20 protein-coding genes are annotated in these 20,982 nt (G+C 60.5%); 10 read left to right on the forward strand and 10 right to left on the reverse strand.

What is annotated here, in order from left to right:
• The first annotated feature begins 230 nt into the window (after positions 1 to 230).
• The 7 genes from J1G18_RS04190 (at position 231) to J1G18_RS04220 (ending at position 5,546) form a co-directional block, all read left to right on the forward strand.
• Positions 231 to 695 (forward strand): hypothetical protein, encoded by a 465-nt coding sequence (locus J1G18_RS04190; RefSeq protein WP_098966970.1) that lies wholly within the window; start codon positions 231 to 233, stop codon positions 693 to 695.
• Positions 696 to 868: 173 nt separating this feature from the next.
• Positions 869 to 1,501 carry a TetR family transcriptional regulator gene (locus J1G18_RS04195; protein ID WP_027613541.1) on the forward strand — a complete coding sequence of 211 codons (633 nt, stop codon included), beginning with the start codon at positions 869 to 871 and terminating at the stop codon, positions 1,499 to 1,501.
• A gap of 314 nt (positions 1,502 to 1,815) precedes the next feature.
• A complete protein-coding gene (ureE, locus tag J1G18_RS04200; protein ID WP_003221180.1) occupies positions 1,816 to 2,316 on the forward strand; it encodes an urease accessory protein UreE in 501 nt (166 codons plus the stop codon).
• Entirely contained in the window at positions 2,313 to 2,987 is a 675-nt protein-coding gene (locus J1G18_RS04205) for an urease accessory protein UreF (RefSeq protein WP_098966968.1), read from the forward strand. Before ureE ends, J1G18_RS04205 begins: the two co-directional genes overlap by 4 nt.
• A 23-nt stretch (positions 2,988 to 3,010) precedes the next feature.
• Positions 3,011 to 3,625, forward strand: a complete 615-nt coding sequence (gene ureG / locus J1G18_RS04210) for an urease accessory protein UreG (RefSeq protein WP_098966966.1) — start codon at positions 3,011 to 3,013, stop codon at positions 3,623 to 3,625.
• Positions 3,626 to 3,652: 27 nt separating this feature from the next.
• Positions 3,653 to 4,225 (forward strand): HupE/UreJ family protein, encoded by a 573-nt coding sequence (locus J1G18_RS04215; protein WP_098966964.1) that lies wholly within the window; start codon positions 3,653 to 3,655, stop codon positions 4,223 to 4,225.
• Between the two features lie 181 nt (positions 4,226 to 4,406).
• Positions 4,407 to 5,546, forward strand: a complete 1,140-nt coding sequence (locus tag J1G18_RS04220; RefSeq protein ID WP_223007140.1) for an AGE family epimerase/isomerase — start codon at positions 4,407 to 4,409, stop codon at positions 5,544 to 5,546.
• A 122-nt stretch (positions 5,547 to 5,668) separates the two neighbouring features.
• Here J1G18_RS04220 and J1G18_RS04225 read toward each other — a convergent pair whose 3' ends face one another.
• From J1G18_RS04225 to J1G18_RS04265, 9 genes are all read right to left on the reverse strand, one after another.
• Entirely contained in the window at positions 5,669 to 6,574 is a 906-nt protein-coding gene (locus tag J1G18_RS04225; protein ID WP_223007141.1) for a cation diffusion facilitator family transporter, read from the reverse strand.
• A 174-nt stretch (positions 6,575 to 6,748) separates the two neighbouring features.
• Positions 6,749 to 7,513, reverse strand: coding sequence for an SDR family oxidoreductase (locus J1G18_RS04230; RefSeq protein ID WP_027613536.1), 765 nt, complete (start codon positions 7,511 to 7,513; stop codon positions 6,749 to 6,751).
• 850 nt (positions 7,514 to 8,363) lie between these two features.
• Positions 8,364 to 9,080, reverse strand: a complete 717-nt coding sequence (locus J1G18_RS04235; RefSeq protein WP_047600666.1) for an ABC transporter ATP-binding protein — start codon at positions 9,078 to 9,080, stop codon at positions 8,364 to 8,366.
• Positions 9,077 to 9,949: an ABC transporter ATP-binding protein gene (locus J1G18_RS04240; protein WP_027613534.1), complete on the reverse strand. Its 873-nt coding sequence runs from the start codon at positions 9,947 to 9,949 to the stop codon at positions 9,077 to 9,079. Before J1G18_RS04240 ends, J1G18_RS04235 begins: the two co-directional genes overlap by 4 nt.
• The gene (gene livM, locus J1G18_RS04245) at positions 9,946 to 11,247 is read right to left on the reverse strand and encodes a high-affinity branched-chain amino acid ABC transporter permease LivM (RefSeq protein WP_096794779.1); all 1,302 of its coding nucleotides are present in this window, start codon (positions 11,245 to 11,247) and stop codon (positions 9,946 to 9,948) included. The genes J1G18_RS04240 and livM overlap by 4 nt, the downstream gene beginning before the upstream one ends.
• Before the next feature lie 3 nt (positions 11,248 to 11,250).
• Complete coding sequence (locus tag J1G18_RS04250) at positions 11,251 to 12,165, reverse strand: ABC transporter permease subunit (RefSeq protein ID WP_027613532.1); 915 nt, start codon at positions 12,163 to 12,165, stop codon at positions 11,251 to 11,253.
• Positions 12,166 to 12,403: 238 nt separating this feature from the next.
• A complete protein-coding gene (locus J1G18_RS04255) occupies positions 12,404 to 13,537 on the reverse strand; it encodes an ABC transporter substrate-binding protein (RefSeq protein ID WP_027613531.1) in 1,134 nt (377 codons plus the stop codon).
• A gap of 368 nt (positions 13,538 to 13,905) precedes the next feature.
• Entirely contained in the window at positions 13,906 to 15,189 is a 1,284-nt protein-coding gene (locus J1G18_RS04260) for an NAD(P)/FAD-dependent oxidoreductase (protein WP_223007142.1), read from the reverse strand.
• A 224-nt stretch (positions 15,190 to 15,413) separates the two neighbouring features.
• A complete protein-coding gene (locus tag J1G18_RS04265; RefSeq protein WP_223007143.1) occupies positions 15,414 to 16,904 on the reverse strand; it encodes an aldehyde dehydrogenase family protein in 1,491 nt (496 codons plus the stop codon).
• Between the two features lie 165 nt (positions 16,905 to 17,069).
• Between J1G18_RS04265 and J1G18_RS04270 the strand changes: the two genes are divergently transcribed.
• The 3 genes from J1G18_RS04270 to nadE all read left to right on the forward strand — a co-directional run bounded on the left by J1G18_RS04270 (position 17,070) and on the right by nadE (position 20,251).
• Positions 17,070 to 17,981: a LysR family transcriptional regulator gene (locus tag J1G18_RS04270; protein WP_098966954.1), complete on the forward strand. Its 912-nt coding sequence runs from the start codon at positions 17,070 to 17,072 to the stop codon at positions 17,979 to 17,981.
• 214 nt (positions 17,982 to 18,195) lie between these two features.
• The gene (gene pncB, locus J1G18_RS04275; RefSeq protein WP_003221154.1) at positions 18,196 to 19,419 is read left to right on the forward strand and encodes a nicotinate phosphoribosyltransferase; all 1,224 of its coding nucleotides are present in this window, start codon (positions 18,196 to 18,198) and stop codon (positions 19,417 to 19,419) included.
• A gap of 4 nt (positions 19,420 to 19,423) precedes the next feature.
• Complete coding sequence (nadE, locus tag J1G18_RS04280) at positions 19,424 to 20,251, forward strand: ammonia-dependent NAD(+) synthetase (protein WP_098966951.1); 828 nt, start codon at positions 19,424 to 19,426, stop codon at positions 20,249 to 20,251.
• 198 nt (positions 20,252 to 20,449) lie between these two features.
• On the opposite strand, the gene azu is transcribed toward nadE, so the two are convergent.
• On the reverse strand, positions 20,450 to 20,896 hold the full coding sequence (gene azu / locus J1G18_RS04285) for an azurin (RefSeq protein ID WP_098966950.1): 447 nt from the start codon (positions 20,894 to 20,896) through the stop codon (positions 20,450 to 20,452).
• Positions 20,897 to 20,982: the final 86 nt, after the last annotated feature.

Raw genomic sequence — 20,982 nt, forward strand, 5'->3', positions numbered from 1 at the left:
GATTGGTCGAACAGCGTTACCGCTGCCCGCACATTTGCGAGGCGCGAGTGAGTCGAAAATACCCACTGCGGTGCAACCCCCCCCCCCGCAAATGCCCGAGCTAGAGCGCTTCCGCAGAACAATCAATTCTGTTGATTATTACCATTGCGTTTATGAACTTTTATATCGACTTATCGAGAGTAGCATTGGCTTCGTACCCACTTTATCGCCCTCCCAAGGAGCAACCCATCATGAAACGCCAATTACTGCTCAGCCTTACCCTGTCGATGCTAGCCAGCACCGCTTTTGCCCTGCCCGCTGCCGATCAGGCTACCCCACAAGTGAAATCCAGCCACTCGGTGTTCAGCCAGACTGTGGCGGCTGACGGCAGCGACCGTACCCCACAAGGTCAGACTCTGGCTGAAAACGGTCGTCATCGTCTGGAAGAAAAAGGTCTGGTTGAAGATGGCTACGACAAGACCCCACAAGGTCAAGCTGTAGCAGAAGGCGGCCGTGATCGCCTGGAACAGAAAGGTCTGGTTGAAGACGGCTATGACAAAACTCCACAAGGTCAGACCCTGGCTTCCGATGGCAGCGACCGCACTCCACAAGGCCAGACCCTGGCTGAAGACGGTTTCGATAAAACCCCACTGGGCCAAGCCGTTGCCGAAGGCGGTGGTGACCGTGTGATCGAACGCAACAGCGCTTTGAGCTAAGCCCATGGCGGCCTGGAAAAAAAGCCCAATCACCGGATTGGGCTTTTGACTTTTTCAGTACCGACAATCTGCGAAACCTTTTTTCCTGCTGACTTTCCCTCCTGCCGTTCGACGCCAGCAAAGCCGATTTGCTAGAGTGCGGCGCTTGTCCCGCTCAAGAAAACGCCTTTGCGATGCTGCCCCGCGCCGAACAGAAACAACAGACCCGCAACGCCCTGATGGACGCTGCCCGCCATTTGATGGAAAGCGGCCGAGGTTTCGGCAGCCTGAGCCTGCGCGAAGTGACCAAGACCGCCGGCATTGTGCCCACCGGTTTCTATCGGCATTTTGCTGACATGGACGAGCTGGGTCTGGTGCTGGTCAGTGAAGTCGGTCAGACCTTCCGCGAAACCATCCGCCTGGTGCGCCACAACGAATTCGTCATGGGCGGGATCATCGATGCGTCGGTGCGGATCTTCCTCGACGTGGTCAGCGCCAACCGTTCGCAGTTCCTGTTTCTCGCTCGTGAGCAATACGGCGGCTCGCAGCCGGTGCGTCAGGCGATTGGCCGTCTGCGCGAGAACATTAGCGCCGACCTCGCCGCCGACCTGACATTGATGCCCAAGCTGCAACATCTTGACGCTGCCGGGCTGAGCGTAATCGCCGACCTGATCGTCAAATCGGTGTTCGCCACTCTGCCGGACATCATCGACCCGCCCGCCGAGGCCCTGCCGGAGCATCTGACGCCGCAGGCGAAGATCACCCAGCAACTGCGCTTCATCTTTATCGGCCTCAAGCACTGGCAAGGGTTGGGCAGTACCGAGTAATTCCCCTTTTTTCAAACCCAACACAAATCCCTGTGGGAGCGGGCTTGCTCCGGGCGGCGATCCGACGAAAGCGGTGGGTCAGTCACTTCATTGTTGACTGATGCACCGCTTTCGCGAGCAAGCCCGCTCCCACATTGGTTATGTGTCAAAGCTCACATTTGGTGCATGTAAAAATCTTCACGCACCAAAACCTTCCAAAATTCTGCAACATCTTGAAACATCCTCTACGCTCCGACAGGGATTTCCTACATCTCGTCCGGTTGGCAAGCCCCTTGCTCTAGCCCTCCTACAAGTCCACTGCTGGAAGCTTTCCGATGCTGGTGATTCATCGCAGAATCGACCCTCAACCTGTCTGGTCCGCCGAGTTGCACCTGACCTTCGAAGCGCGGAGCAAAAGCCGTCTGCGCTGTTTCAGTGCCGATGGCGAAGACGTCGGGTTGTTTCTGGAGCGCGGTCAGGCACCGTTATATGACGGCGAATGCCTGCAGGCCGAGGACGGCCGCATCGTTCGCGTCTGCGCCCGCCCCGAGCAACTGCTGCACGTCACCTGCGCCAATGCCTTCGAACTGACCCGCGCCGCCTATCACCTCGGTAACCGCCACGTTGCCTTGCAAGTCGGCGATGGCTGGCTGCGTCTGCTCGATGATTACGTGCTCAAGGCCATGCTCGAACAGCTCGGCGCCCAGGTCGAGGCGATTGAAGCGCCGTTCCAGCCGGAACACGGTGCCTACGGCGGCGGCCATCACCATTCGCGGCATGGCGACGAAGATTTCAACTACGCGCCCAAACTCCATCAGTTCGGCGTACGTCTGTGAATCCGGCCTGGGCGCTGTTGCGCCTGGCTAGTCCGCAACTGCCGATTGGCGGCTACAGCTATTCGCAAGGCCTGGAAATGGCGGTGGATAACGGCCGCGTGAACAACCCGGACAACGCCCGCCGCTGGATCAGCGATCAACTACTGCTCAACCTCGCCCGTTTTGAGGCGCCGCTGCTGCTGGCCCATTGTCAGGCCGCGGCCGAGGAAAACTGGCCCAAGTTGCTGCATCTCTGCGAAACCCACCGCGCCAGCCGCGAGACCCGCGAGTTGCATCTGGAGAGCCGGCAGATGGGCTACTCGCTGCAGCAATTGCTCAACGGTTTGCCGGAACTCGACGCGCCGGCCCGCAGCTTTCTTGAGCAATGCGCTGAACCGCACCTGGCCCTTGGCTGGGCACTCGCTGCCCGCGCCTGGCAGATCAGCCCACAGGACGCCCTCGCTGCGTGGCTATGGAGCTGGCTGGAAAACCAGCTCGCGGTACTGATGAAAACCCTGCCGCTGGGCCAGCAAGCCGCCCAGCGCCTGACCAGCGAACTGTTGCCGTTGCTGCAACAGGCGCAGCAGGACGCCACCCGCATCAATCCCGAACACATCGGCAGCGCCGCATTCGGCCTGTCTCTGGCGTGCATGGCGCATGAGCGCCAATACAGCCGTCTGTTTCGCTCTTAGGGCCTGTCATCTTGGAGAAGCACATGAACACACAACCCCTGCGCGTCGGCATCGGCGGCCCGGTCGGTTCCGGCAAGACTGCATTGACCCTGGCCCTGTGCCTGGCGTTGCGCGATCGCTACAACCTGGCCGTCGTTACCAACGACATCTACACCCGCGAAGACGCCGACTTTCTGGTGCGCAACGAAGCGCTGGCACCGGAGCGGATCATCGGCGTGGAAACCGGTGGCTGCCCGCACACGGCGATCCGCGAAGACGCTTCGATCAACCTCGAAGCCGTCGATCAACTGAACCGGCGCTTTCCGGGGCTGGACCTGATTCTGGTGGAATCCGGTGGCGACAACCTGTCGGCAACCTTCAGCCCGGAGCTGTCAGACCTGACCATTTACGTGATCGACGTCTCCGCCGGCGACAAGCTGCCGCGCAAGGGCGGCCCGGGGATCTGCAAGTCCGACCTGCTGGTGATCAACAAAATCGACCTGGCGCCGCTGGTCGGTGCCTCGCTGGAAATGATGGATAGCGACACCCAGCGCATGCGCAACGGCAAGCCATTCGTCTTCAGCAACCAGAAAACCGGCCAGGGCCTGGAAGACATCATCGCCTTCATCGAGCGCCAGGGCCTGCTGAACGCCGCCTGATTCAATGACCAACAAGGAAGCTTATCCATGACACTCAAACGCATTCTCGGCGCCGTGGCGCTGCTGCTGACCCCGGCACTCGCCTTCGCCCACCCGGGCCACGGCGACAGCGGCTTGATCGCCGGCATCAGCCACCCGATCGGCGGCCTCGACCACTTGCTGGCGATGGTTGCAGTCGGCCTGTGGGCCGCGCAGCAGCAAGGCGCGGCACGCTGGGCGCTGCCCTGCACATTCGTCGGCACCATGCTGATCGGCGGCATGCTCGGTTTTGAAGGGCTGGAGTTGCCGGCGCTGGAAAGCGGGATCGCCGCTTCGGTGCTGGCGCTGGGTCTGGCGGTGGCACTGGCGGTGCGTCCACCGCTGGTGATGGCGGTGGCGGCGACGGCGTTGTTTGCGCTGTTCCATGGTGTGGCGCATGGCCTGGAACTGCCGGACATGAGCAGCCCTTGGGCGTATGCCGCCGGTTTCGTCGCGGCGACTGCAGCGCTGCATGCGGCGGGTTATGGCCTGGTGCGCGTGTTGCCTCAGGCTGCTGCACCATTGGTGCGAGTGGCGGGGGCTGCTTCGGCGGTGACCGGTGCATGGTTGCTGGCCGGCTGATCTTTATCGCCTGAACCGGCCTCTTCGCGAGCAAGCCCGCTCCCACAGGTTTTGTGTACAGCACAATTCCAGTGTGGGAGCGGGCTTGCTCGCGAAAGCGGTCTGACAGACACCGCGTCTCTAAAGGACGCGGCTCTGCTACCATGTCGCGCAATCGCCCCAGCCGTGACGACGTCCGCCAATGCCCCATGCTTGCCGCTCCACCTCCCTGCCCGAATTGACCGCCCTGTTCAGCGATGTGCAACAGCACTTTCTGAACGTGATCGTGCCGCTTTGGCAAGGCCCGGGCTGGAACGCCGACATGGCGCTGCCCTACGAGGCACTCGACGCGGCGCATCAACCTTTGCCACCGCAACGCTATCGGGCGATGGCCTGCGCACGGCAGCTGTACCTGTTTTCCAGCCTGATCGGGGTTGTGGATAACGCCGAGGTGCGCGCCGCCGCGCTGTTCCGCTCGCTGCAACGGCATTTCCACGATGCCGAGCACGGCGGCTGGTTCTACAGCATCGACGCGCAAGGCAAGCCGCTGGATCAGCGCAAAGACCTCTACACCCACGCTTTCATCCTGTTCGCCTGCGCCCATTACTGGGCCAAGTCCCGGGAGCCGCTGGTGGAATCCACGCTCAACGCCGCACTGGAAATCATCGGTCGGCGCTTCACCACCGGTGATGGCCTGTACGAAGCCTGTCTGGACCGCGACTGGATCACCCTGCAAACCGGACCGCTGCAGAACCCGCTGATGCACTTGGCCGAAGCATTTCTCGCCACCCTCGCCGTGCGCGAAGACGCGGCGACGCAGCAAGCGCTGGTGGAGTTATGCACAGCCATGCACAAGCAGTTCGTCGACCCGCAACATGGCGTGTTGATGGAGAAACCGCTGGGGGCTGTGGATAACTGGTACGAGCCAGGGCATCAGTTCGAATGGTATTTCCTGCTTGAGTCTTCAGCCCTGCTGCGTGGTTCGAAACTGCATGCAGCGCTGGACCGGGCATTCGCTTTCACCGAGCAATTCGGCGTTGAACAACCTTCAGGTGCGGTGCGGGCGATGCTCGATCTGGAACTGGAACTGGACGGTCGCCCGAAAGATTCGACTCAGCGCATCTGGGCGCAGGCGGAATACCTGCGCGCCCTGACCTTGCGCCCGAACAGCGAAGGCACCGTGCTGCGCCAGTTGCAGGCGCTGCAGCAGCGTTTTCTGCACGCGGGCGGGTGGCATGAATGCCGAGATGAGCTGGGAGAGGTCAGCCGCAAGGACATGCCTTCGACGACGCCTTATCACCTGGCGACGTGCTACAGCGGGCTGGCTGAATATCTGCGTTGATTGAAAAATAGCTTTCGCGAGCAAGCCCGCTCCCACATGGGAATTTCGGCGAACACATAATCTGTGAACAGCCTGGATCCCTGTGGGAGCGGGCTTGCTCGCGAATAGCCGTTACACGGTCTCTAGGCAATCCACTTCTTGTCACCGGTAAAGCTGATCGTCAACCAGCGTGCCGCATCCGGCTCGCCGAGCTGCGCCGAAATTTCCTCACGCAACGCATCCAGCTGACCTACGCTGCTCAGCGCATAATCCGCCGGCAACACCACATGAATCTCGATAAACCGCGCCCGCCCGTGCTTCTGCACGTAGGTCACGTAATCATCGAAACCATGCTCGACCTTCGCCGCTTCCATGACCTGACGCACCTGATCATCCAGGGTGTCCGGTGCAATACCCAGTACATCACGCAGTGCCGGGCCGAGGATCTTGAACGCCGGTGGCAGCATGGTCAGCGCCAGCACGATCAGGATCAGCGGGTCGACAAACTTCGCCCACTCGCCGAAGCCCTGGGCCTGGAGCAGCAGCGCCACGAGAAAACTGATCAACAGGCCCACCGAGAGCATCGCGTCCACCAGCCAGCTGATGTTGTCGAACTGGATCAGGCTGGACTTGAGCTTGCGATTGCGCCGACGCACATAGAAGAAATAGGCGAATTCGACGACGGTGAACACCGCCGCATAAATGATCACCAGCCCCAGCTCGATGTCGCGGCCGCCGTTGATGATGCCGAACACACCGTTGAGAAAGGCATAGATCGCGATCAACAGCAGGAAGCTGCCTTCGATCAGCAGCACCATCGGCTCCAGATGCCAGAAACCGAACTGGAAGCGGTGATTGCTTTCTTTGGCGATCAGCCGGGCGGTGATCAGCATCAGCACTTTGATGAACGTTGCGATCAGCGAGAAAAAACCATCGAAAAGGATGGATTGCGAACCTGAAACAAAACCGGTGACGATCCCGGCAATCGACACCGCGAACATCAGGATGGTCGATTGTTTGAGCAGTGACTGCTCACCTCGGTTACTCACTTTAACTCCTCGAAAACCTTGAAAACCGCAGGGTGCGGTGGGGTTGTTGCGAGGAGAGTTTACCTTATCGGTATTTATTGCCTGTGACGGCCCCTTCGCGAGCAAGCTCGCTCCCACATGAGACCGCGATCAAATGTGGGAGCGAGCTTGCTCGCGAATGGCCTCAACGCGGTGTCAGGCCTTGTTACGCTCGATCGCAAACCCCGCCCAGGTCTGGCTCACCGGCATCAGCTCCAGGCTGTTGATGTTGATGTGCGCCGGGGCGTTGAGCACCCAGAAGATGGTCTCGGCGATGTCCTGCGGCTGGATCGGCTCAGCACCGGCGTAAGTGGCGTTGTAGCGTTCCTGGTCACCGGCAAAGCGCACCAGCGAGAACTCGCTTTCGCACAGACCCGGCTCGATGTTGCTGACACGCACGCCAGTGCCCTGCAGGTCGCAACGCAGGTTCAGCGAGAATTGCTTAACGAACGCCTTGGTCGCGCCATACACGTGGCTGCCCGGGTACGGGTAGTTGCCGGCGATGGAGCCGAGGTTGACGATACCGGCGCCACGGCCGTGAGCGATCAACCGCGGCAGCAGCAGACGAGTGCTGTACATCAGACCTTTGACGTTGGTATCGACCATGGTGTCCCAGTCGTCGAGGTCGCATTTGGGCGCCGGATCGACGCCCAGCGCCAGCCCGGCGTTGTTGATCAGGCCACGCAGCTTGGCGAACGACGGCGGCAGATTGGCAATTGCCTCTTCCATCGCCTTGCGGTCACGCACGTCGAGCACCAGGCCATGCACTTCAGTCTGCTTCGACAACTCGGCGCACAGCGCGTCGAGACGTTCTGCACGACGGCCGGTCAACACCAGTTTCCAGCCAGCCTCGGCGAAACGACGGGCACAGGCTTCACCAAAACCGGAGGTTGCGCCGGTAATAAACAGGGTGTTGGACATCGTGTTCTCCTTGCGTCGGCCGCCAGCGCAGCCATTGGAATAGAAAATCAGCAGCCAGCATGCCCGGCCCGGCATTTACGAGCAACACCCGCACCGGGACAACTTCCGATCAAATTTTGATCAACCGTCGCTACGCCATACCTGCCGTGGCCTGTAGCCATGTGCACGCACGTTATCCACAGTCCCTTCCACAGTTTCCGGGGGCAAGTGGAAACGCGCAAAGCCGCGCCATACAAGGCTTTGCGCGGGAAACAGAAAGTTTTTTGCTTGACCCTGAAGCGGCTGATGTGCCGGAGATGGCATTTTGCACGACCGGACGGTCAGTGCAGTGATTGCGCGAGGCCAGTAATTACGGCCCTCAGCGGAGTCTTTCCAGAGTTTAGTCACAGACTTATCCACAGGCTTGCTCACACGTAATTGTCTCTACAGAACAGCCTAGAAAAAGGTTGACAACAGCGTCTTCAGCTCCAGCAAAAACGCCTGATCAAAAAGCGATCACCAGCCTGCAGGCCACGGAACACAAGGGCTTCAGCCAGCTACTCCCACGTTATTCACAGCCAGCTCCACAGTAAACGGGGACAAGTCAAAACTGTGGAAAAACAGCCATTTGCAGCGTCTATATGTCGCGCTTTGGCAGCTATGGGAATTTGTTTTCCACAATTCTGAAATCTGGCGCAGATCAACTGTGGGAGCGGGCTTGCTCGCGAAGAGGATGTGTCATAAAACACGGCGTTATCTGACACACCCTCTTCGCGAGCAAGCCCGCTCCCACAAGGGATTTGTGCGGGACTTGGGATGTAAAAAGCCCCGGGACTTTCGTCGCGGGGCTTTGTGGACAACTCAAGCAGAATCAGTGCCCGCCCAGGTAAGCGTTACGCACCTCCTCATTCACCAACAACTCCTTACCGGTACCGGTCAGACGAATCTCGCCGTTGACCATCACGTACGCCCGATCCGACAGCTTCAACGCATGGTTGGCGTTCTGCTCGACGAGGAAAATGGTCATGCCGGTTTTCGCCAGTTCCCGCAGGGTGGCGAAGATCTGCTTCACCACGATCGGCGCCAGGCCCAGGCTAGGCTCATCGAGCAGCAGCAATTTCGGCCGGCTCATCAGCGCACGGGCGATGGCGAGCATTTGCTGCTCGCCGCCGGACATGGTCATCGCCCGCTGAGTGCGGCGCTCTTCGAGCCGCGGGAACAGCTCGAACATGCGCTGCATATCCTCCTTCGCGTACTTGTCGCCGATCGGGATGGTGCCCATCAGCAGGTTCTCCTCGACGGTCATGTCGGGGAACACCCGCCGCCCTTCCGGCGACTGCGCGATGCCGTTGGAGGCGATGTAGTGCGAGGACTTATGGGTGATGTCGACGCCTTGATAGAGGATCTGCCCACCCGCCGCGCGCGGCTGGCCGAAGATCGACATCAACAGCGTCGATTTACCCGCGCCGTTGGAGCCGATCAGGCTGACGGTCTCGCCTTCGTTGATCTGCAGCGACACGCCCTTGAGGGCCTGGATCGGGCCGTAGAACACGTCCAGGTCTTTGAGTTCGAGGATCGGTTTGCTCATACCAGCTCCTCTTCGTCGGCGCCCAGGTAGGCGGCAATCACTTTTGGATCGTTGCGAATGGCTTCAGGCCCGCCTTCGGCGATGACCACGCCGTGATCCAGCACCACGATGTGGTCGGAAATGCTCATGACCATGCCCATGTCGTGTTCGATCAGCACCACGGTCAGATCGTGCTCGTCGCGCAGCAGCCGGATCATCGCGCTCAGCGCTTCGGTTTCCTGAGGGTTGAGGCCAGCAGCCGGTTCGTCGAGGCAGATGATCTGCGGCCGCGTGCACATGGCCCGGGCGATTTCCAGACGGCGTTGCTGGCCGTAGGACAGTTCACCGGCCAGACGGTTGGCGCAGTCCACCAGATCCACCACTTCCAGCCAGTAGAACGCGCAGTCCAGCGCATCACTTTCGGCCTTGCGGTAGCCCTTGGTGTTGAGGATGCCGGCGAGCATGTTGCGGTTGACCCACATGTGCTGCGCCACCAGCAGGTTCTCCAGCACCGACATTTCCTTGAACAGGCGAATGTTCTGGAATGTCCGGGCCAGGCCGGCGCGGTTCACCAAATGGGTGCCGCCGAACATCTTGTAGTACAGGCGACTGAGGAAGCTTTTCGGCGAGACGAAGTCGGTCGGTTTGAACGACTCGCCCAGCAGCTGGATGACGTTGGTCTGCTTGCCGCGCACGTTGAGTTCGATCTTGCCGCCGGAGGCCTTGTAGAACCCGGTCAGGCAGTTGAACACCGTGGTCTTGCCGGCGCCGTTGGGGCCGATCAGGGCGAAGATCGAGTTGCGTTTGACCTTGAGGCTGACATCGCTCAGGGCCTTGATGCCACCGAAGTGCATCATCAGTTTTTCCACAGAGAGTACGACTTCACTCATGGCGCAGTCCTCTCATAGTGAATGGCACCTTTGCGTGGAGTGACCCCGGTACGGCTGATGCGAATCAGCCCGCGAGGTCGCCAGATCATCATCAACACCATCAGGATGCCGAACAGCAGCACGCGGTATTCAGCGAAGCCGCGCAGCAGTTCTGGAGCAACCGTCAACACGAATGCCGCAATCACCACGCCGATGGTCGAGCCCATGCCGCCGAGCACGACGATGGCGAGGATCAGCGCCGATTCGAAGAAGGTGAACGAGGTCGGGTTGACGAAGCCCTGGTAGGTGGCGAAAAACACCCCGGCCAGGCCCGCGGTCGATGCACCGATGGTGAACGCCGAAAGCTTGACCAGTACGTGGTTGAGGCCCATCGAGCGGCAGGCGATTTCATCTTCGCGCAGCGCTTCCCAGGCGCGACCCACCGGCATTTTCACCAGACGATGCTTGATGTACAGCACGGCCAGTACCACCAGGAACAACACCGTGTAGATGAAGTAATACTTCACGTCCGGGTTGTAGGCGATGCCGAAGAACTCGTGGAACGGCACCCCGCCATCCTTGGCCCGTTTGCCGAATTCCAGACCGAAGAACGTCGGCAGTGGCGCCGGCATGCCGTTCGGCCCGCCGGTCAGCGACAGCCAGTTGTTGAGGATCAGGCGGATGATTTCACCGAAGCCCAGAGTCACGATCGCCAGATAGTCGCCGTGCAGACGCAGCACCGGGAAACCGAGGATGCAGCCGGCTAAACCGGCAGTGATTGCCGCCAGTGGCAGCACGGTCCAGAAGCCCAGCCCGAGGTATTGATAACCCAGCGCCAGACCGTAGGCGCCGATGGCGTAGAACGCCACGTAACCGAGGTCGAGCAGGCCGGCCAGACCGACCACGATGTTCAGCCCCAGGCCCAACAGCACGTAGATCAGCCCGAGGATGACCACGCCCAGCAGGTACGAGTTGGAGACAAACGGCACAATCACCGCCAGCACAATCAACAGTGGAATGATCCAGCGCAGGCGTGATTTGTGATCGGCAGGCAGCACATGCACACCGGAGCCGGTGCTCTCGAATCCGTCGAGAATCTTCAGGCCCTTGGGCGTCTGCAGAAACAGACTCAAGGCAAAGCGGCCGATCATGACAATGCCGATAAGCCACGCCACGCGGGTTGGTTCGAGGTTGAAGCTGTAGCCTTCGAGCACGACGCCGACAATCGGGCCGAACACGATCAGGGCAATCAGGCCGGCCAGAATCGCCTCAACCAGGCTTTTTTTGATATCGATATTTTTTTGAGTGGTTGAAGACATCGCTTACACCTTCGACACAAGAGGACGGCCCAACAGGCCCTGAGGCCGGAAGACCAGAACAAGTACGAGCAGCGAGAAGCTGAACACGTCTTTGTAGTCGGAGTTGACCAGGCCCGAGAACAGCGACTCGGAGATGCCGAGAATGATCCCGCCGAGCATCGCGCCGGGCAGTGAGCCGATCCCGCCAAGCACGGCGGCGGTGAACGCCTTGATGCCGATGACGAAGCCTGCGTAGAAGTCGAACGTGCCGTAGTTCATGGTGATCAGCACGCCGGCCAGCGCCGCCATCGCTGCACCGATGATGAACACGTAGGAAATCACCCGGTCGGTGTTGATCCCGAGGATCGAAGCCATCTTGCGGTCTTGCTGGGTGGCGCGGCACATGCGGCCGAGCTTGGTGTACTTGATCACGTAGGTCAGCAGGCCCATGCCGACAAATGCGGCGACCAGAATGAAGATCTTGGTGTAGGTCAGTTGGACGAAACCGCTGCCGACGTCGATGCGCCAGGCACCGGTGAGCAGCGTCGGAACACCCTGTTGACGGGCGCCCTGGCTGATCTGGGCGTAGTTCTGCAGGATCAGCGAGATACCGATGGCACTGATCAGCGGTGCCAGTCGAGTGGAGTTGCGCAGAGGTTTGTAAGCGACGCGTTCGATTACCCAGCCATAGACGCCGGTGACGACGATAGTGAAAACCAGCGTGCCAAGCATCAACAGCGGGAAGGATTCGATACCGAAGTAAGCCAGCAGAGCCAGACTGATTGCCGCGAGGTACGCGGAAATCATGTAAACCTCGCCGTGGGCGAAGTTGATCATGCCGATGATGCCGTAGACCATTGTGTAGCCGATGGCGATCAGGCCATAGACCGACCCGAGGGTCAGGCCGTTGACCAGTTGCTGCAGGAAAATACCATCCATAACGCAATCTCACGCAATGAGAACCTGCCCACCGGAGCGGGCGGTTCTTCTAGGAAAAATACAGATTTACGTCGGAGCAATGCAGACACGTTCCCCCGGAACACCATCGCCTCCTGTGGGAGCGGGCTTGCTCGCGAAAGCGGTGTATCAGCTACCGTTGATGGCGACTGACATCCCGCATTCGCGAGCAAGCCCGCTCCCACAGGGGTTCATGGTGTTCGGATGATCGCGTCAGCCCTTACTTCTGTTTTTCCAGCTGATGGTATTTGCCGTCCTTGTCCCACTGGTAAACCACGTAGTCAGAGACTTTCAGGTCGCCCTTCTTGTCCCAGGCTTTCTCGCCCATGACGGTTTTCACCGGGTTGGCCTTGAGCCACTCGGCGGCTTTTTCGCCACTGTTGGACTTGGCGCCGTTGAAGGCGGCAGCCAGGGTCTGGACCGACGCGTACGCGTACAGGGTGTAGCCTTCAGGCTCGGTGCCGGCCTTGCGGAACGCGTCCACTACCGTCTTGCTGTCTGGCAGCAGGCGAGGGTCGGCGCCGAAGGTCATCAGCACGCCGTCAACGTATTGCGGGCCACCGGCGGTGGTCACCAGTTCGTCGGTGACGATGCCGTCGTCAGACATGAACTTGACGTCTTTCAGGCCTTCGGTACGCAGTTGCTTGACCAGCGGGCCGGCTTCCGGGTGCAGGCCGCCGAAGTAGACCACGTCGGCACCGGCTGCACGAATCTTGGTGACCACGGCGCTGAAGTCTTTCTCGCCGCGGGTCAGGCCTTCATACAGCACCGGCTTCACGCCACGTTTTTCCAGTTGAGCCTTGGTCGCATCGGCCAGGCCCTGACCGTAGGTGTCCTTGTCGTGCAGCACGGCGACTTTCTTGCCCTTGAGCACGTCGACGATGTAGTCGCCCGCGACGATGCCTTGCTGGTCGTCACGCCCGCACATACGGAACATGGCGCTCAGGCCGCGCTCGGTCACTTGCGGGTTGGTGGAACCCGGGGTGATCGCGATAACGCCGGCTTCGTCGTAGATTTCCGAGGCGGGGATGGTGGAAGAGGAGCAGAAGTGACCGACCACGCCGGCTACCTTCTGGTTGACCAGATCCTTGGCGACTGTCACTGCCTGTTTCGGTTCGCAGGCGTCATCGCCCTTGACCAGTACGATTTTCTCGCCGTTGACGCCGCCTGCCGCGTTGACTGCGTCCGCCGCTGCCTGTGCACCCTTCATGTACTGCTCGCCAAATGCCGCGTTGGCGCCAGTCATCGGACCCGCTACACCGATTTTCACATCAGCTTGAGCAAACGCAGAAACACCCAACGCAGTAGCTACTGCGAGGGCCAGAAAGCCTTTCTTGTAAAACGTCTGGGACATGAGGTGGTGCTCCAAGGTTTTTTTTAGTTGGCACTGCGACTTCACTTCACTGAATGCTCTGAGCAAGCGCCGTGCCATCGGTTTTTTATTCTTCAAAAAGTCGCTGCTTTCTTGTTATTTCGACTGTTTCGTTCCCATTTTCATTGGGCGTGCAACCGTCTAAACCGCGGAAGGTGAAACCTTTTTAAATCTGAGGCGCAACCCGCTTGCGCCATCATTGCAACCGCGGCACCAAACGACGTGCAACCAGCCTGTAACAGCTCGCGTCACCGAACTGCACACTGCTGGTGCGGGACTGCTACAACCCGCACCATTAGAGGCTAGTCGCTACGCCGAAAAGCGCCGCTTCCGGCAACATATTTCAACACTCAAATGACGATGCGCAGGCACTGGCCCGCGTGATACAGCGAGAAGCCGGCCTCGTACAGGCAACTGCGCAGGCCGACGCCGGCCAGGGGCTGCATCGGTGCGAAGGGGATCGGCAGGGCTTGAGGATTTCCGTCACACAGGTAGTCGGCGAAGGCTTTGCCGACCACAGTGCCGGTGGTCACGCCACGACCGTTGTAACCGGTGACGGCCACCAGTCCCGGCGCCGGTTCGAACAGGCGCATCAGGTGATCGGGGGTGAAGGCGATGCGCCCGGTCCAGGTGCATTCCCATTCCACCGGTTTCAGGTTGGGGAAGTAGTGTTGCTGCACCCGGTCGGCCCAGGCCTTGAGGAACCACGTCGGCTTCTGATTGCCGTTGCCCAGACTTCCGAGCAACAACCGGCCGTCCTTGTCACGACGGATGCTGCTCAGCACTTGGCGCGTGTCCCACGAGCCCTGCCCGCCGGGGAGGATGTCATGGGCGGCGTCTTCGGTCAGCGGCACCGAAGCGACCTGATAGTAGTAACCGGGGAAGAAGTTGCGCTTGAGTTCGGTCCAGTCGCCCTCGGTGTAGGCGTTGGAGGCGATCACCACTTGCTCGGCGAGTACCGAACCTAGCTCGGTCTGCACCGACCATAGCTGGCCCACGCGTTCGAGACGGGTCACTGGCGAGTGATCGAACATCTGCCCGCCCAAGCCCTTCACCGCGTTGGCCAAGCCGGTGACATAGGCCATCGGATTGAGCGTACCGGCGCGGCGATCGAGCAGTGCGGCGGCAATCTTATGGGTGCCGGTGGCTTGCTCGCAGGCCTTGCCGGTGAGCAACTCGACCGGCGCCCCGCGACGCTTCCATTGTTGCTCGCGACTGCGCAGATCCGCCTCGCCCTTGGCGTTGTGCGCCATGTGCAGGGTGCCTTCGCGGCGCAACTGGCAATCGATGTTGTATTTATCCACAAGGCTGAACACCAGCGCCGGCGCCGCCCCGAGCATGCGGTTGAGCTGACTGCCGACCGCTTCGCCGAACCCGGCTTCGATCTCGTCCGGCGGGATCCACATGCCGGCGTTGACCAGCCCGACATTACGTCCGGAGCCGCCATGCCCGGCACGATGCGCTTCGAGCACGCAGACGCTTTTGCCTTTTTCCAACAGATGCAGCGCCGCCGACAACCCGGTAAACCCGGCGCCGATCACGCAGACATCGACTTTGACCTCACTCTTGAGCGCGGTGTTATCCGGGCGCTGCGGCGTGAGTTTTTCCCACAGACATTCTTCGCGTAACGGCATTGCCAGACTCCAACAGAAACCTGCCAAACACACTGCTGATCCTGTGGGATAAAGCCCTGTGGCGAGGGGATTTATCCCCGATCGGTTGCATAGCAACCGTAAAACCAGTGCATGCGGTGTATCTGAAACTCCGCGATTGCATGTTTTGGGGCCGCTGCGCAGCCCATCGGGGATAAATCCCCTCACCACAAAAGCCCGCTCCCAGGATCTGCTTCATTCCAAACTCAGTCGAAGGTAATGCCCTGCGCCAGCGGCAACTCCAGCGAGTAGTTCACGGTGTTGGTCTGGCGGCGCATGTAGGCGCGCCAGGCGTCGGAGCCCGACTCACGACCGCCACCGGTCTCCTTCTCGCCACCAAACGCACCGCCGATTTCCGCGCCGCTCGGGCCGATGTTGACGTTGGCGATGCCGCAGTCGCTGCCGACCGCCGACATGAATTGCTCGGCCTCGCGCACGTCGGTAGTGAAGATGCACGACGACAGGCCCTGCGGCACCGCATTGTTCAAGCGCAGTGCTTCCTGGAAGTCGCTGTAGCCGACCACGTAGAGGATCGGGGCAAAGGTTTCGCTGCAGACCACGTCGCTCTGCTCTGGCATTTCGACAATGGCCGGCGACACGTAGTAGGCGTTGGGGAACTGATCTTCGAGCTGACGCTTGCCGCCGAACACCCGGCCGCCCTCGCTCAGCGCCTGCTCCAGCGCGTCCTGCATGTTTTCGAAGCTGTGTTTGTCGATCAGCGGGCCGACCAGATTGCCTTCCAGCGGATGGCCAATGCGCACTTTGGCGTACGCGGCTTTGAGGCGGGTGACGATTTCTTCCTTCACCGATTCATGAGCAATCAGCCGCCGCAGGGTGGTGCAACGCTGCCCGGCGGTGCCGACCGCACTGAACAGAATGGCGCGCACGGCCATGTCCAGATCGGCGCTCGGGCCGAGGATCATCGCATTGTTGCCGCCCAGTTCGAGAATGCTGCGAGCAAAACGTGCGGCGACTTTCGGCGCCACTTCGCGGCCCATGCGGGTGCTGCCGGTGGCGCTGACCAGCGCGACACGCGGGTCATCCACCAGCGCTTCGCCGGCATCACGGCCACCGATGATCACCTGGCACAGGTGCGCCGGCGCATCGGTGAAATTCTTCACCACGCGATCGAACAGTGCCTGGCAGGCCAGTGCGGTCAGCGGGGTTTTCTCCGACGGCTTCCACACCACCGGGTTACCGCAGACCAGCGCCAACGTGGTGTTCCACGCCCACACCGCGACGGGGAAGTTGAACGCGCTGATCACGCCGACCACGCCCAGCGGATGCCAGGTTTCACGCATGTGGTGGCCCGGGCGCTCGGAGGCGATGGTCAAACCGTACAGCTGACGCGACAGGCCGACGGCGAAGTCGCAGATGTCGATCATCTCCTGCACTTCACCGAGGCCTTCCTGAGTGATCTTGCCCGCTTCCCACGACACCAGTTCGCCAAGGTCAGCCTTGTACTCACGCAGCACTTCGCCGAACTGACGCACCAGTTCGCCGCGACGCGGGGCCGGCACCTTGCGCCACAGCTCGAAAGCATGATCTGCGCGACTGATGTGCTGCTCGACTTCGGCCGGGCCTTCCCAGTTCACGGCGGCGATGCGGCTGCCGTCGATGGGCGAATGCACCGGCACTTTGCCGTTCTGATACAGGGCCGGGTTCACACCAAGACGATCAAGCAATGCGGCAACCATGGGTCACTCCTCAAGCGAAAAACAGAATGTGTGCGGACGCATTTTCGCGACCGGGCAGGCCTTTAGTTGTAGCTTCCCGAGGGCAAGGCAACAAACGACCTTTACGCGAGATATCATTCCGTTTATTCATGCTGCGCACAGAAAGACAAGAAAAAGGGATCACCCATGCTGAATAAACGCCACCTGCCATCGATCACCGCGTTGCAGTGCTTCGAGGCCGTGACCCGGCACCTGAGCTTCACCCGGGCCGCCGAAGAGCTGAACCTGACCCAGAGCGCTGTCAGCAAGCAAGTGGCGCAGCTTGAGGAATTGTTGCAGCACTTGTTGTTCCGTCGGGTGCGTCGTCGCTTGCAGATGACCCCGGCCGGGGATTTGTACCTGGTGGAAGTCCGAAAAATCCTCACCCAGGTGGAAATGTCCACGCACTACCTGCGCTCCTACGGCGGCGAGACCGAAGTCCTGCGCGTCTCTACACCCTCGACCTTCGGCGCGCGCTGGCTGGTACCGCGTCTGAAGGGCTGGCGTCTGCGCCATCCGTCGATCCATCTCGACTTGTGCAACGAGCAGGAGGCCGACGATTTGCTACAGGGGCGCAGCGATCTGGCGTTCTATTTCGGCCAAGGCTCACGGCCCGGCACCGAATGCCTGAAGCTGTTCGGCGAAGAGCTGGTACCGGTCTGTGCGCCCGGCAGCCTGCCGGATCAGCCCTTCACCGACCCGACGCAACTGACCGATCTGGTGCTGCTGCAAAATGCCTCGCGCCCACAGGCCTGGCATGACTGGTTCGACAGTCAGGGTTACCACACCGAACACAGCTACCACGGCCCGCGTTTCGAAACCTTTTATATGTGCATCCGCGCCGCCCAGGTCGGCTGCGGTGTGGCGCTGCTGCCACGGTTTCTGGTGGAAGAGGAATTGGCCGACGGCAAACTGGTCATTCCATGGCAGCATGCAATGCCCAGTTCCGACGCCTATTACCTGGCCTACCCGGAGCACGCGGCGGAAGTGCCGAAGGTGCGGGATTTTGTGAAGTGGATGCTGGAGCAGATTGATAGCCCGGACCTGACGCCGATATAGAGTTTTCAACAACCCTGTGGGAGCGGGCTTGCTCGCGAATGCGGTGCATCAGTCACATTTGAATTGACTGACCCACCGCATTCGCGAGCAAGCCCGCTCCCACAGGTGATCTCGACGCTCTTAAAAAATGCTGGCAATCCCCACCGCTGATATGCGCCACTAGCGTCATTGATTGATCCCGCGCATCCGCGCGGTGTACCTGGAGACCCCGTTTATGAGCGAGAGTGTGTTTGCCGATCGCATCGTGCAGAACCTGCTCGACACCGACTTCTACAAACTGACGATGATGCAGGCGGTGCTGCACAACTACCCCAACGTCGAAGTCGAATGGGAGTTTCGTTGCCGTAACAGTGAGGATCTGCGGCCGTATCTGGCCGAGATTCGTTACCAGATCGAGCGTCTGGCCGAACTGAGCCTGAGCGCCGACCAGTTGAGTTTTCTCGAGCGCATCACCTTCCTCAAGCCGGATTTCCTGCGCTTTCTCGGCCTGTTCCGCTTCAACCTGCGCTACCTGCACACCGGAATCGAGAACGGCGAACTGTTCATCCGTCTGCGCGGTCCGTGGCTGCACGTGATTCTCTACGAAGTACCGCTGCTGGCGATCGTCAGCGAAGTGCGCAACCGCTATCGCTACCGGGAAATCGAACTGGTACAGGCGCGCGAACAGCTGTATCGCAAGTTCGACTGGCTGAGCGCCAACGCCTCGGCCGACGAACTGGCGCAATTGCAGGTCGCCGACTTCGGCACCCGCCGACGCTTTTCGTATCGCGTGCAGGAAGAAGTGGTCAACGTGCTCAAGCACGATTTCCCCGGGCGCTTTGTCGGCACCAGCAACGTTCACCTGTCTCGCGAGCTGGACATGAAACCGCTGGGCACCATGGCCCATGAATGGATCATGGCCCACCAACAACTCGGCCCACGCTTGATCGACAGCCAGATCGCCGCCCTCGACTGCTGGGTGCGCGAATACCGTGGCCTGCTGGGGATTGCTCTCACCGATTGCATCACCACCGACGCCTTCCTCGGCGATTTCGACCTGTTCTTCGCCAAGCTCTTCGACGGTCTGCGCCACGATTCCGGGGATCCGGTGCAGTGGGGTGAAAAGTGCATCGCCCACTACCACAAGCTCGGCATCGACCCGATGAGCAAGACCCTGGTGTTCTCCGACAGCCTGACCCTGCCCAAGTCGCTGGAGATCTTCCGCGCGCTGCACGGGCGGATCAACGTCAGCTTTGGCATCGGCACCAACCTGACCTGTGACATTCCGGGTGTCGAACCGATGAGCATCGTGCTTAAAATGACCGCCTGCAACGGCCAGCCGGTGGCGAAGATCTCCGACGAGCCCGGCAAGACCCACTGCAAAGACCCGAATTTCGTCGCCTATTTGCGACATGTGTTCCAGGTTCCTGCCGATTCCAGTCTATCTAGCAAGGAGTGAATTCATGCAAGCCGTACAGCGTGAGATTGCTGAACAGCTCAAGGTGCAACCGCCATTCGCCGGGCATCAGGCCCTCGAAGCGGAAGTCGCCCGGCGCATCACCTTTATCCAGGATTGCCTGGTCAATTCCGGCCTCAAGACCCTGGTGTTGGGCATCAGCGGCGGCGTCGACTCGCTGACCGCCGGCCTGCTGGCCCAGCGCGCCATGCGTGAACTGCGCGAGCGCACCGGCGACGACGCCTACAAGTTCATTGCCGTGCGCCTGCCGTACGAAACCCAGTTCGACGAGCACGACGCCCAGGCGTCGGTGGACTTCATCGCTCCGGACGAACGCCACACGGTGAACATCGGCCCGGCGGTCAAATCCCTGGCCAAGGAAGTGGCGGCGTTCGAAGGCAAACATGCGGTGTCGGTGGATTTTGTGCTCGGCAACACCAAGGCGCGGATGCGCATGGTCGCCCAGTACACCATCGCCGGCGCCGCGCACGGTCTGGTGATCGGCACCGACCACGCGGCGGAAGCGGTGATGGGCTTCTTCACCAAGTTCGGTGACGGCGCCTGCGACCTGGCCCCGCTCAGCGGCCTGGTGAAAAACCAGGTCCGGGCGATTGCCCGCAGCTTCGGCGCACCGGAATCGCTGGTGGAAAAAGTGCCGACCGCGGATCTGGAAGACCTGTCGCCGGGCAAACCGGACGAAGCCTCCCACGGCGTGACCTACGCCGAGATCGACGCCTTCCTGCACGGCGAGCCGGTGCGTCAGGAAGCGTTCGACATCATCGTCAGCACCTACAACAAGACCCATCACAAGCGGGTCATGCCGTTCGCGCCTTGATCGGCGACCGAATGAAAAAGCCCGCTGAGGAGCGATCCTCAGCGGGCTTTTCTTTGGCCAGTTCACCTGTCGATGCTGATGGCCTCTTCGCGAGCAAGCCCGCTCCCACAGTGTCCCGGTTGTTCACAAAATGTGTGACCGACACAAACCCTGTGGGAGCGGGCTTGCTCGCGAAGAACGATAACGCGGTGAGCCTGCTTACTTCACAGCAATGGTGCCTTTCATCATCGAGATGTGGCCCGGGAAGGAGCAGAAGAAGCCGTAGTCAGTACCAGCGGTCAGCTTCGATACATCAATGGTCAGCGTGTCTTTCTCGCCGGCACCGATGATCTTGGTGTGGGCAATAACGCGCTCGTCACCGTCTTTCAGGTAGTTCTTGTCGATGCCAGCGGCCAGGCCGTCGGTGGCGATCGGCTGCATGTCAGCGGTTTTGCTGACCACCAGGTTATGGCCCATGACGTTCTTCGGCAGGCTGCCGGAGTGGGTCAGTTCGACGGTGAAGGTCTTGCAGCTCTTGTCGATCACGATCTCCTTGGTGTTGAAGGACATCTGGTCGGTGGAATCAACGGTGGTTTTGCACTCGGCAGCCATCAATTGGCTGCTGGCCAGCGCCAGCAGGGATACCGCAACAACTTTGGAAAACATGGTGAATCTCCAAGGCAGGGTTAACAAAAACACTAATGGTGGAAAGACTGCCTGAAATCTTCGCAAGTTCCTATGACTTGAGTCAA

The sequence above is a fragment of the Pseudomonas sp. MIS38 genome, from assembly GCF_019891575.1.
Classification (GTDB): domain Bacteria; phylum Pseudomonadota; class Gammaproteobacteria; order Pseudomonadales; family Pseudomonadaceae; genus Aquipseudomonas; species Aquipseudomonas putida_A.